The 11,967-nt window shown below is 69.9% G+C and carries 10 protein-coding genes; 5 read left to right on the forward strand and 5 right to left on the reverse strand.

The features are described 5' to 3' along the window. The first annotated feature begins 204 nt into the window (after window positions 1–204). The 4 genes from EHF32_RS14435 to EHF32_RS14450 all read left to right on the forward strand — a co-directional run bounded on the left by EHF32_RS14435 (window position 205) and on the right by EHF32_RS14450 (window position 4,151). The gene (locus EHF32_RS14435) at window positions 205–966 is read left to right on the forward strand and encodes an SDR family NAD(P)-dependent oxidoreductase (protein ID WP_137418833.1); all 762 of its coding nucleotides are present in this window, start codon (window positions 205–207) and stop codon (window positions 964–966) included. Beyond that, window positions 963–1,730 carry an enoyl-CoA hydratase/isomerase family protein gene (locus EHF32_RS14440; protein ID WP_137418834.1) on the forward strand — a complete coding sequence of 256 codons (768 nt, stop codon included), beginning with the start codon at window positions 963–965 and terminating at the stop codon, window positions 1,728–1,730. Before EHF32_RS14435 ends, EHF32_RS14440 begins: the two co-directional genes overlap by 4 nt. A gap of 32 nt (window positions 1,731–1,762) precedes the next feature. Beyond that, the gene (locus EHF32_RS14445; protein ID WP_137418835.1) at window positions 1,763–2,605 is read left to right on the forward strand and encodes an SDR family oxidoreductase; all 843 of its coding nucleotides are present in this window, start codon (window positions 1,763–1,765) and stop codon (window positions 2,603–2,605) included. A gap of 64 nt (window positions 2,606–2,669) precedes the next feature. Beyond that, the gene (locus EHF32_RS14450) at window positions 2,670–4,151 is read left to right on the forward strand and encodes a DUF4407 domain-containing protein (RefSeq protein ID WP_137418836.1); all 1,482 of its coding nucleotides are present in this window, start codon (window positions 2,670–2,672) and stop codon (window positions 4,149–4,151) included. A gap of 124 nt (window positions 4,152–4,275) precedes the next feature. On the opposite strand, the gene EHF32_RS14455 is transcribed toward EHF32_RS14450, so the two are convergent. The 5 genes from EHF32_RS14455 to EHF32_RS14475 form a co-directional block, all read right to left on the reverse strand. After that, a complete protein-coding gene (locus EHF32_RS14455; protein ID WP_137418837.1) occupies window positions 4,276–4,809 on the reverse strand; it encodes an AAA family ATPase in 534 nt (177 codons plus the stop codon). Between the two features lie 246 nt (window positions 4,810–5,055). Next, complete coding sequence (locus EHF32_RS14460; protein WP_137419269.1) at window positions 5,056–5,898, reverse strand: Cof-type HAD-IIB family hydrolase; 843 nt, start codon at window positions 5,896–5,898, stop codon at window positions 5,056–5,058. A 118-nt stretch (window positions 5,899–6,016) separates the two neighbouring features. Continuing rightward, window positions 6,017–7,435: a glycoside hydrolase family 1 protein gene (locus EHF32_RS14465; protein ID WP_137418838.1), complete on the reverse strand. Its 1,419-nt coding sequence runs from the start codon at window positions 7,433–7,435 to the stop codon at window positions 6,017–6,019. Between the two features lie 70 nt (window positions 7,436–7,505). Next, the gene (locus EHF32_RS14470; RefSeq protein WP_137418840.1) at window positions 7,506–9,362 is read right to left on the reverse strand and encodes a beta-glucoside-specific PTS transporter subunit IIABC; all 1,857 of its coding nucleotides are present in this window, start codon (window positions 9,360–9,362) and stop codon (window positions 7,506–7,508) included. Between the two features lie 186 nt (window positions 9,363–9,548). After that, window positions 9,549–10,478 carry a PRD domain-containing protein gene (locus tag EHF32_RS14475; protein WP_137418841.1) on the reverse strand — a complete coding sequence of 310 codons (930 nt, stop codon included), beginning with the start codon at window positions 10,476–10,478 and terminating at the stop codon, window positions 9,549–9,551. 186 nt (window positions 10,479–10,664) lie between these two features. On the opposite strand from EHF32_RS14475, the gene rlmN reads away from it, so the two are divergent. Continuing rightward, on the forward strand, window positions 10,665–11,918 hold the full coding sequence (gene rlmN, locus EHF32_RS14480; RefSeq protein ID WP_137418843.1) for a 23S rRNA (adenine(2503)-C(2))-methyltransferase RlmN: 1,254 nt from the start codon (window positions 10,665–10,667) through the stop codon (window positions 11,916–11,918). Window positions 11,919–11,967 lie beyond the last annotated feature (49 nt).

The raw sequence follows: 11,967 nt of genomic DNA on the forward strand, positions 1-11,967 counted from the left end.
GGGGAACAAGAAGCCCGCGTGCTCGCCTGTCACAGATCGAGCGCAGCGCGTCGATCTGTGACAGGCGAGCGGGGTGGGTCGCGACCAACGGGGGGCAGGCGAGCGGGGGCAGGGGGACGCGGGGTGGGTCGCGAGGGGGAGCGTGACGGTGGGACCCGGTGCCGCGTAGGGTGGAACCCGATACCGACGTACGAAGGAGAACGTATGGATGTCGCGGGTGCATCCGCGCTGGTCACGGGCGGCGCGAGCGGACTCGGCTGGGCCACGGCGCAGCGACTCGCCGCCGACGGGGCGCACGTCGTCCTCGTCGACCTGGCGTCCTCGGCGGGCGCGGAACGCGCGGCCGAGCTGGGCGGCACGTTCGCCGCGGCCGACGTCACCAGCCCCGAGCAGATCGCGGATGCGGTCGCCGCCGCATCCGCCGCCGCGCCGTTGCGCGTGGTCGTCAACTGCGCCGGCATCGCCCCGCCGGCCAAGGTGCTGGATCGTGAGGGCGCCCCGACGCCTCTCGCCGACTTCGAGAAGCTCGTGCGCGTGAACCTCGTCGGCACCTATAACGTCATCGCCCAGTCGTCTGCCGCCATCGCCCGCACCGAACCGACGGCGGGCGGCGACCGGGGCGTCATCGTGAACACGGCGTCGGTCGCCGCGTTCGACGGCCAGATCGGGCAGCCCGCATACTCCGCGTCCAAGGGCGGGGTGCATGCGATGACCCTCCCGATCGCGCGTGAGCTCGCGCGCCACGCGATCCGCGTCGTCACGATCGCGCCGGGCATCATGGAGACGCCGATGCTCGCGGGTCTGCCGCAGCCGGCGCAGGACTCGCTCGGCCAACAGGTGCCGTACCCGGCCCGCCTCGGGCACCCGGACGAATACGCCGGCCTCGTGGCCGAGATCGTGCGCAACGGGTACCTCAACGGCGAGACGATCCGTCTCGACGGCGCGATTCGGATGGCTCCGCGATGAGCGCCGACTCGATCCTGGTCGAGGTCGCCGACGGCCTCGCCCGCGTGACGCTGAATCGTCCCGATCGACTGAACGCGATGGACTTCGCGATGGGCGAGCGCTGGCGGGATGCGGCCCGGCAGGTCACCTCGGACTCCGCGGTCGGCGCCGTGCTGCTGGATGCGGCGGGTCCGGCCTTCTGCGCCGGAGGCGACGTGATCTCCATGACCTCCGGCGCCGACGGCAGCGATGTCACGGCCGCCGCGCACGTGATCCACGAGGGCATCCGCGCATTCACCGAGTCCCACGTGCCCATCGTCGCCGCCGTGCAGGGAGCGGTCGCCGGGGGCGGGTTGGGCCTCATGCTCACGGCGGACTACATCGTCGCCGCCGAGGGGGCGAAGTTCGTCAGCCGCTACGCCAACATCGGCCTCACACCGGACCTCGGCGTCTCGACCCTCCTGGCCGCCGCCATCGGCCCGCGCCGGGCGCTCCAGCTGCTGCTGCAGGACCGCACGCTGGCGGCGCCCGAGGCGCTCGAATGGGGACTCGTCGCCGAGGTGGTCGCCGATCCCGCATCCCGCGCTCTCGAGATCGCGCGGTTCTGGCTCGAGGGCGCGACGGGTGCGTTCGGTCAGGCGAAGCGACTCGTCCGCTCGGGCGCCGACCGCTCGTTCGCCGAGAACCTCGACGACGAGGCGCGCACGATCGGCGCCGCCTTCGACACCCCCGACGCGAAGGCCCGCATCCAGGCCTTCGCCGCCGCATCCGCCCGCCGCGGGTGAACCCGACGCTCCCGACGCACCAAGGAGATCCCATGACCGAGCAGAAGCCGCTCGCCGGCAAGACCATCCTCATGTCCGGCGGCAGTCGCGGCATCGGCCTCGCGATCGCGCTGCGCGCGGCGCGCGACGGCGCGAACATCGCCCTGCTGGCCAAGACCGACACCCCGCATCCGAAGCTCGAGGGCACGGTGCACACCGCCGCGGCGGCGATCGAGGAGGCCGGCGGGCACGCGTTGCCGCTGGTGGGCGACGTTCGCAACGAGGACGACATCACACAGGCCGTGCTGACCGCCCACGGCGAGTTCGGCGGCATCGACGTCGTCGTCAACAACGCCTCGGTCATCGACCTGTCGGGCTCTCTCGAGCTCGCGACGAAGAAGTACGACCTCATGCAGGACGTCAACGTGCGGGGCACCTTCCTGCTCTCCCGCGCCGCGGTGCCGATGCTGAAGGATGCGGCGAACCCGCACATCCTGTCGCTGTCGCCGCCGCTGAACCTGTCGCCGAGGTGGCTGGGTGCCCACACGGGGTACACGCTCGCGAAGTACGGGATGACGATGGCGACCCTCGGCATGGCGGCCGAGTTCGCGGACTCGGGGATCGCCGCCAACACGCTCTGGCCCCGGACGACGATCGCGACCGCCGCCGTGCAGTTCTCCCTGGGCGGCGAGCGGATGATGGCCGTCAGCCGAACCCCGGAGATCTACGCGGATGCGGCGTACGAGGTGATCACGCGGCCCGCGCGCGAGTACACCGGCCAGACGCTCATCGTCGAAGACGTGCTCGCCGAGGCCGGCGTCACCGACCTCTCCGGATACGCCGCCGTGCCCGGCACACCCGACTCGGCGATGTTCCCCGACATCTTCCTCGACTGAGCGCACGGGGGCGTCCGAGGGCGTTCGCACCTGGCACACAGGCAGGGCCTCCTACCCTTGCGCAGTGTCATTCTCCGCGCATCGACCCGGCCGCTTCGGCTCCGACGGCCGCATCGACCTCGAGTCGCAGCCTGAGGAAGAGGCGCTGTACCTGAGCGACGTCCGCCCCTCCGACGGCGTCGCGACCGGTCCGACCGAGGTGATCGACCCGATCGACGAGCCCGAGCAGGAGCCGCAGCCCGAGGCATCCGTGCCTGACCCGGCGCCTCCCGTGGTCCGCGAACGCCGAAACCCGCGCCGTCGCCCGCGCCAGCCCCTCTCGCGCACGCTCGCCGTGCTCGGCGGTGCCGAGGGCGAGGTGCTCGACGACGTTCCGAGCGAGACGCCGCGCTTCGTCCAGATGTTCTTCGTGCTGGTCGGCACCGCGCTCGTCTCCGCCCTCTCGATGGGCTTCGCGCTCGTCACCGGGGTGCAGATCGCCGTCTGGGCCGCCGTGCCACTCGCGATCATCTGGGCGCTCATCATCTTCAACCTCGACCGCTTCCTCACTTCGACGATGCGCTCCACCCGCAACGTGTGGCGGCTGCTCGGTCTCGCCTTCCCCCGCGTCATCATGGCGGCGCTCATCGGCATCGTCGTCGCCGAGCCGCTCGTGCTGCAGGTCTTCCACAACGACATCGCGCGAGAGGTCAACTCGACCAACGTGGTGCAGGCGCAGTCCGATCAGGATGCCGTCACGAACGGGCCCGAGAAGCAGGCCCTTGATGCCGCATCGGCCTCGCTCGCCGCCCTGCAGAACCAGGCGGCGACCGGTATCGTCGCGGGAACCTCCTCCACCTCGGCAGAGTCGGTCGCCGCGCAGGCGAACGTGGACCAGCTCACCCAGCAGCTCGCCGCGCAGCAGGGCGTGATCGATCAGGCCCGCGCGCTGTACCAGTGCGAGCTGACCGGCGAGGGAGCGGGCACCGTCCCCGGCTGCACCGGCGTGCAGGGATCGGGTACGAGCTCGGACGCCGCCCAGGCGCAGCTCACCCAGGCGCAGTCCGCGTACGACGCCCTCGCGACGCAGCTCAGCCAAGCGCAGGCCGCCCTCACCTCCGCCAACGCGGCCGGGACGGATGCGGCCGCCGCATCCGCCGACCAGAACAAGAAGCAGGCCGAGGACCAGCTGCCGGCGGCGCAGGCGCAGTACGACGCCGCGCTCGCCGCTTACAACGATCGCGCCGCATCCATCGCCGGAGGCAACGCGCAGGCGGTCGGGCTGCTCAGCCAGATCAGCGCGCTCGAACGGCTGTCCGAGCGCGAGCCGACCCTCGCCTGGGCGCATTGGCTGATCGCGGCGCTGTTCTTCATGATCGAGCTGCTGCCGGTGCTCGTGAAGGTACTGACGAGCTTCGGCGATCCGTCCATCTACGAGAAGGCCGACGCCCTGCGCCGACAGGTCTCCCTCGACCGGGTGACCGCGAAGACCTGGCACGAGCGCGCGGCGATCGTCACTGCGCCGGCACCGCCCGCATCCGGTCCGCCTCCCGCCGCCGCGCGCTAGCCCGGCCGGCGGCTCACTTCCCCTCTCCACCCGCGAGACTGCATCTCGAGCACGAGATCAGGGGTATCACCTGTGATCTCGCGCAGAAGATGCAGTTTCGCGCGCCGAGGCATGCGGATGCCGGCTACGCAGGGTCCCAACGGAGGACGGCGTCGAGCAGGTCCGCGGTGGGGTGGAGGCCGTCCAACCGGAGTGTGGGTTTGCCGAGCGCGGCGAGCCACGCTTCGTGGGTCGCTCGGCTCCGCCCGTCGAACGTCGGATCGTCGTAGCTCCGGGCCCAGTCCCGGAAGGCGTCCCAGGCCGGGTCATCGAGGGGGCGGCCCTCCCGCCGGCGCCGCTCGCGGGCCTCGAGCCGCCGCATCCGTTCCGCCGGATCCAGTGTGACGAAGACGACCGCGTCGCATTCGGCGGCGATGCTCTCACCCCAGCCCATCATCGACCCGGAGAGCACCCATGCCGGGCGCGACGCGAAGATCGCCCGCATGAGCGCCACCCGATCGGGCTCCGCGCGCTTCTCGGTGAAGGGCGGATCGGTGGGCAGCCAGAAGTAGTCGTCGGCGTCCGCGTGCGGCACGCTCCAGGTCGAGGCGAGAGCCGCGCCCAAGGTGGTCGTCCCGCTGCCGCTCGCTCCCAGGATGTGGATCCGTGCGCGTCGCATGAACCCATCCTCGCAACGCGCGCCGCACCCGTCACCCCGGCCCGTGAGTTCGGCCGGGGCAGGATGCGGGCCGGGACAGGATGCAGTGGCGTGCCTCATCCGTCCGGGGGGGGGGGCGTCCGCCGCGCGCGTGCCGCCACACTTCTGCGCAGATGCGCCAGTCAACGACAGCTGCATCTGCGCAGAAGTGGCGCATCTGCGCAACTGCGACGCAACTCGGGCAAGGGGGAGAGGGAGCCCCCGGGGTCAGATGAAACCGTGGCGAGCGAAGGCGTTGTGGATGCCGTCGTCGAGCACCGCGGTCGTGACCTCGTCGGCGAGGTCCTTCAGCTCCTGCGCGGCGTTGCCCATCGCGATGCCCGTGCCGCACACCTGGAACATCTCGACGTCGTTCCAGCTGTCGCCGATGCCGATCGCGTCGGCGGCGTCGATGCCGAGGTGGTCGAGCACCGCGGTGATCGCCGAGCCCTTCGTGACGCCCTGCATGCCGATCTCGCCGTTGGTTCCCCCCGGAAGCGGGATGCTGCCCGGGACGACGTGGAAGCGGTCACCCAGTTCGGACTGCGCGCGGGAGACCGCATCCGTCGAGTCGCTGAGGAAGACCGCCTTGGCGACGCGGGCGCGGTCGATCGTGGCCAGATCCCGGAAGCGCGGTGCGACCTGCGGTGCCGTCTGCGGCCCGTCGCCGGCGGGCCGGGAGCGCAACGAGGAGAGCATCGCGGCGACGGCGGCCTGAACCTCGGCGGATGCGTACACGGCCTCCTCGGTCTGGAGGAAGTAGTGGATGTCGTGGGAGCGGAAGAACCGCTCGAGGCGGTCGACCGCATCCGCCGGCATCGGATCGGCGACGATCTCCTCGCCGCCTGCGATCGCGTACGCGCCGCCGTTGGTGATCGCGCCGTCGAAGCCGATCTCACGCACGGCAGGGTGGATGTCGCCGGCCGAGCGTCCGGTGCTGAGGTAGACGAGGGCACCGCGCTCGCGGGCGGTTCGGATCGCGGCCACCGTGGAAGGCGCGATCGTGGTGCCGTGATCGAGGATCGTGCCGTCGACGTCGAGGAATGCGATGCGGGGAGGGGTCACGATGATCCATTCTCCCCGGTGCCGCCTGAGAGGTGCGTCGGGGTGGGGTCGGGGCAGGGCGGCACACGCGTGTGCCCACGACACGTCCGCGAGGGACGATCGTGGGCACACGCGGCGGGCGGCGTCAGCGGGTGAGGCTGGCGCCGTTCGTGCGGATGACCTCGGCGTACCAGCCGAACGACTTCTTCTCGAAGCGCTCGAGCGTGCCGCTGCCGTCGTCGTTGCGGTCGACGTAGATGAAGCCGTACCGCTTGCTGAGCTGCGCGGTGGAGGCGCTGACGATGTCGATGCACCCCCATGAGGTGTAGCCGAGCACCTCCACGCCATCCGTGATGGCTTCGCCGACCTGCACGAGGTGGTCGTTGAGGTAGGCGATGCGGTAGTCGTCGATGACGGTCTTGACGCCGTCGATCTCGACCAGCTGGTCCTTCGCGCCCAGCCCGTTCTCGACGATGAACAGCGGCTTCTGCCAGCGGTCCCAGAACTGGTTGAGCACGAGACGCAGGCCCGCGGGGTCGATCTGCCAGCCCCACTCGCTCGCCTCGAGCGTGGGGTTCGGCACGCCACCCATGATGTTGCCCTCGCCGGTGACCTTCTTGGCGGGGTCGGCGGTCTGAGCGACCGACATGTAGTAGCTGAACGAGACGAAGTCGACCGTGTTGGTCAGGTCCTCGCGGTCCTGGTCGGTGATCTCCAGCTCGATGCCCTTCTCGCGGAGTGTCCGCAGGAAGTACCCGGGGTACGCGCCGCGGGTGTGCACGTCGCCGTAGACGAGGTTGGAGTGATCGAAGTCCATGACGGCGAGCGCGTCGGCCGGCGACGGCGTCAGCGGGTACACGGGCATCGACAGCACCATGCAGCCGATCTGCGCGTTCGGTGCGACCTCGCGGGCGATGCGCGTCGCGCGGGCGGACGCGACCAGCTCGTGGTGCATGGCCTGGTACAGCTGAGCGTCGCTCAGCTGCTCCTTCGGAGTGTTGATGCCGCCGGACATGAACGGCGCGTGCAGAAGCGAGTTGATCTCGTTGAAGGTCAGCCAGTACTTCACGCGCGAGCCGTAGCGCTCGAAGAGCGTGCGGGCGTAGTTCTCGTAGAAGCCGATGAGGCGACGGTCGGTCCAGCCGTCGTAGGTCTCGGCCAGATGCAGGGGCGTCTCGTAGTGCGAGATCGTCACGAGCGGCTCGATGCCGTGCTTCTCCAGCTCGTCGAGCACGCGGTCGTAGAACGCGAGGCCCTCCTCGTTGGGCTCGGCCTCGTCGCCCTTCGGGAAGATGCGGCTCCACGCGATCGAGAAGCGGTAGACGCCGAATCCCATCTTCGCGAACAGGGCGATGTCCTCCGCGTAGCGGTGGTAGAAGTCGATGGCCTCGAGCTTGAGGTTGTCGGCCGTGGGCTCAGCCGTGCGCGGGGCGACGATGCCGCGGGGCATGACGTCCTGGACCGACAGACCCTTGCCGCCCTGGTCGTAGGCGCCCTCGACCTGGTTGGCGGCGGTCGCGCCGCCCCAGAGGAAGCCCTGGGGGAACGGGGTGGTGGTGCTCATGGTTCTCTTCCGTTTCGTATCTGGGATGCGGCGTGCGGGCGGGAGCGTGCGCCCCCGCCCGCACGGGGTGTCACTTGGCGGCGACCGCCTGCTCGACGGCGACGGCGAAGAACAGCGGCTCGCCGTGAGCGATCGGACCGGATGCGGGCGAGCCGACGTTCGGGTACAGGTCGGCGTTGGTCACGATGACGGGGGTCGTCAGGTCGTAACCGGCCGCGGCGATCGCTGCGAGGTCGAACTCGACGAGCAGGTCGCCCTTGCTCACCTGCTGTCCGCTGGTGACCTTGAGCGAGAAGTGCTCACCGGCGAGCTTGACGGTGTCGATGCCGATGTGGATCAGCACCTCCGCGCCGTCCGCGTGGCGCAGGCCGATGGCGTGGCCGGTCGGGAACGCGGCGACCACCGTCGCGTCGAACGGGGCGTAGAGCGCGCCGCTGCGCGGGATGATGGCGACGCCCTGGCCGAGCGAACCGTCGGCGAAGGCCGCATCCGGGGTCTCCGACAGCGGCACCACGGTGCCGTCGACCGGGCTGAACACCTCGAGGTCCGTGCTCTCGGCGGGGGTGACGGCATCCTCGGCCGGCTCCTTGAAGCCCACGATCACCGTGAGCAGGAAGGGCACGATGATGGCGGCGCCGAGGCCGAGGGCCAGGAAGACCATGTTGCCGTTGCCGAGCAGGGCGGGGATCGCCAAGCCCGACGGCACCACGAACGCGGTCGAGAACACGCCGCCGAGCGAGATGATCGCGCCACCGATCGCGCCGCCGACGATGCCGAAGGCGAACGGGCGCTTGAGGGGCAGGTTCACGCCGTAGATCGCGGGCTCGGTGATGCCGGCGAGGAAGCCCGAGAGCGTCGCCGGGGCGGCGAGCGACTTCAGGTTCTTGTTGCGGGCGCGCAGCCACACACCGGCCACGGCCGCTGCCTGCGCGAGGACTGCTGCGAAGACGGGGGCCACGAGGAACAGCTGACCGTTGTTCTGCAGCTCCAGCTGGAACAGCGGAACCAGACCCCAGTGCAGACCGAAGATCACGAACACCTGCCACAGGCCGCCCATGACGGCACCGCCCAGCCACGGCACGGTCTCGAAGACCCAGCCGATTCCCGAGCCGACCCAGCCGCTGATGATCGCGGAGATCGGGCCGATGACGACGAAGACGAGCGGCACCGCGATGAGCACCACGATCATGGGCGTGACGAACCGGCGCACCGCGGCCGGGAGCTTCGCGTAGAGGAAGCGCTCGGCGTGGCTCTGCAGCCAGACGACGATGATGATCGGGATCACGCTCGAGACGTAGTTGACCATCGTGAACGGGATGCCGAAGAAGGTGAGATCCGGGGCTCCGACGAGCGCCGTGATGCTCGGATACAGGAGCGCGCCGGCGATGGCGAGGGAGGTGAACTCGGACGCCTTGAAGTAGCGCGCGGCCGTGATCGCGAGAGCGAGCGGCAGGAAGTTGATGAACGCGTCGGACAGTGCGTTCAGCACGATGTAGGTCGAGGTGGTCGTGTCGATCCAGCCGAACGTGACGGCCGCCGCGAGGAAGGCCTTCAGCAGTCCGGTGCCGGCGAGGGCCCAGAGCGCGGGGGTGAAGATCGCGGAGATCATCGAGATGAACCGGTTGAACAGGTTGCCCTTCGGGGCATCCTGTGCCGGCGATGACGCTGCGCCCGAGCCGCCGAACTTCGAGATCTTGCCGATCTCCGCGTACACCTCGGGCACCTCGTTGCCGATGACGACCTGGTACTGGCCGCCGGCCTGGGCCACGGTGACGACGCCGGGAACGGCCTTGATCGAGGCCGCATCCGCCTTGCCCTCGTCCTTGAGGACGAAGCGCAGTCGGGTGGCGCAATGGACCAGCGAGGTGATGTTCTCCTCGCCGCCGACGCCCTTCAGGACGCCTGCTGCTGTCTTCGAGTAGTCCATCTCGGACTCCCTCTTTCCGCCGCATCAGCGCGGCACTCGCGTGGGTGACGCGCCGGGTCGGGCTGTTTCCGGGCAACAAAAAAACCTGAACTCGTTCACCGTCGGTCAAGACGATGTGAGTTCAGGTTTTGCCTGCTGCCGCAGTAACAATCCGTCGCGTCGCAGGGCTTCTCCGCCCTGCGCGAGTTACCGTAGCACCTCTTCGATGCCGCCGCCACCATCGTCCGGCGCGGCCTTGGCGCCGACCTGCGAGGCCAGTCGCTCGACGTGCACGATGAGGTACAGCAGCTCCTCGTCGGTCAGGTCCGATCCCGTCGCCGCGCGCACATAGGCCTTCACCTGTTCGGCGATCGCGTACGAGCGCGGATAGCTGTGCTTGGCGAACTCGAAGAACGAGGTGTCGCTCGATCGCAGCATGGTCTTGGAGACCAGGCGCTGCAGCAGGAACTGCACGTGGAGGATGAAGCGCGCGTAGTCAGGACTCTCGACGTCCAGGGTCACCCCGAGCCCCGTCTCGACCGTGGTCGCCACGTGCTGTACCCGCCGGAACAGCAGCGCTGCCGTCCCGTTCGGCTCGTCACGGGTGGCGTTGAGCAGGTGCATCGTGAGGAAGACGGCCTCCTCGGGCGGAAGCTCGCGCTCGAGTGCGGTGCCGATGTGGGCCGCCATGTGCTCGGCGGCGCGGAACTCGTGCGGGTGCAGCACCCGCAGCTCGGGCATATGGGTCGCGGGGATGCGCACGCCCTGGTCGAGGCGCTCGAGCACGTACTGGATGTGGTCGATCACCGGGATGACGAGCCGGCGACCGAGGTGGTGTCCGAGCTCGCGTTCGGCGAGGTCGACCGCGCCGGTGACCGCTTCGATCACCGGGTAGGGCACGTCCGTGAGCAACTGCCGCTCCCGTTCACCCTCGGCGCCGGAGTCGAGGACGAACGTCTTCTCGACCTTCGCCGGGTCCAGCCGGTCCTCGGGCTTCAGCTGGAAGCCCAGGCCGCGCCCCATGAGCACGCGCTCGCGGCCGTGCTCGTCGATGGAGATGACGACGTTGTTGTTGAGGACCTTGTGCGCGACGACGTGGTTCTCGCGCGCGCCGTCGCGCCCTTCGGGTGAGGGCATGCGTGCATCCTAACGGGGCGGGTGATGCTCGGCGCCTCGCCCAGGGCCGTTCGCCGAACGAGCACCCGTTCGTCGAACGAGCACCCGATCGGATACTCACTCGCTCAATGGGTGCTCCTTCGGCGCGGTCTGTCGGGGCTGTCCCGCCCAGGGCCCTGGCAGTCGTGCACCGGTAGCCTGGAACGTATGACCGACCAGCCCGCCATCCGCCAGGCCGCGGCCCGCGACGCCGCATCCGCCGTGCGCCAGGTGCGCCCCCGCACCGAAGGCTGGTCGCAGCAGAAGGACGAGAGCGGCCGGCCGCTCCTGCAGTTCGCCAGCCCCAAGCGCGGCAAGCCGCCCGTGCACCTGGCCGATCTCACGCACGAGCAGCGCGCCGAGAAGCTCGTCGAACTCGGCTTCCCGAAGTTCCGCGCGGCGCAGCTCGAGAAGCACTACTTCACGCACTACACGAGCGACCCCGCGCTCATGACGGATCTGCCCGCATCCGGTCGCGAGGAGCTCGTGGCGGGCCTCCTGCCGCCGCTTCTGACCGAGGTGCGCCGGCTCGAGACCGACCGCGGCGACACGATCAAGTTCCTCTGGAAGCTGCACGACGGCGCCCTCGTCGAGTCCGTGCTGATGCGGTATCCCGGTCGCATCACGCTCTGCGTCTCGTCGCAGGCCGGATGCGGCATGAACTGCCCCTTCTGCGCGACGGGCCAAGCGGGCCTGACCCGCAACATGAGCGCCGCGGAGATCGTCGAGCAGATCGTCCGCGCCAACCGGCTGATCCGCGAGGGCGGCCTCGGACCCGCCGAGCACCCGGACGAGCGCGTCACCAACATCGTGTTCATGGGCATGGGGGAGCCGTTGGCGAACTACGCCCGCGTCATGCACGCGGTGCGTGTGATGACCGACAAGAAGCACGGCCTGGGCATGAGTGCACGCGGCATCACGGTCTCCACGGTGGGGCTCGCTCCCGCCATCCGCAAGCTCGCGGACGAGGACATCCCGGTGACCTTCGCCCTGTCGCTGCACGCGCCCGACGACCAGCTGCGCGACGAGCTCATCCCGGTGAACTCGCGCTGGAAGGTCGACGAGGTGCTCGACGCCGCGCGCGGCTACTTCGAGAAGACGGGTCGGCGCGTGTCGATCGAGTACGCGCTGATCAAGGACATGAACGACCACGCCTGGCGCGCGGATCTGTTGGCCGAGAAGCTCAACGCGCGCGGTCGCGGCTGGGTCCACGTGAACCCGATCCCGCTGAACCCGACGCCCGGCTCGGTGTGGACCTCGTCCGAGCGCCCCGTGCAGAACGAGTTCGTGCGGCGTCTGAACGATGCCGGCATCCCGACGACGCTCCGCGACACCCGCGGCAAGGAGATCGACGGGGCATGCGGGCAGCTCGTCGCGACCGAGGAGGACCAGGCGGTCGCCGCGGCGACCCCGGTCGACTGATCCGCCGCGGATTACCCCCGGTGCCGTCCCCGACGCGATAGCGTCGTCG

The sequence above is a fragment of the Microbacterium sp. RG1 genome, assembly GCF_005347485.1.
Taxonomy (GTDB): Bacteria; Actinomycetota; Actinomycetes; order Actinomycetales; family Microbacteriaceae; genus Microbacterium; species Microbacterium binotii_A.